The sequence below is a fragment of the Elizabethkingia argenteiflava genome (genome assembly GCF_009904105.1).
Classification (GTDB): Bacteria; Bacteroidota; Bacteroidia; order Flavobacteriales; family Weeksellaceae; genus Elizabethkingia; species Elizabethkingia argenteiflava.
In genome coordinates, this window is record NZ_JAAABJ010000184.1 from 1 (window position 1) to 216 (window position 216).

Sequence of the window (216 nt, forward strand, 5' to 3'; positions counted from 1 at the left end):
AAGGTAATTTTCTGAATAAATCCCGCTCTGAATCAATACTCATAAATTCTGAAGTTAAGTCTATGGAGATTAACTCAAGATCTGACAATTGGGGATTGCGGATTTGATTTAAAAAATTCATTTTACTCTCAATTGTTATCAGTATCTCTAATATTTTTTCATAATTTGCGGTAAAGCTGTTCATATTTAATCGTTTGTTAGACTATTAAATTTAGG

At 28.7% G+C, this 216-nt stretch carries 1 pseudogene; it reads right to left on the reverse strand.

From position 1 onward, the window contains the following. Positions 1-184 (reverse strand): annotated as a pseudogene (locus GNY06_RS15430) (IS982 family transposase); the annotation flags it as partial. Between the last annotated feature and the right edge of the window lie 32 nt (positions 185-216).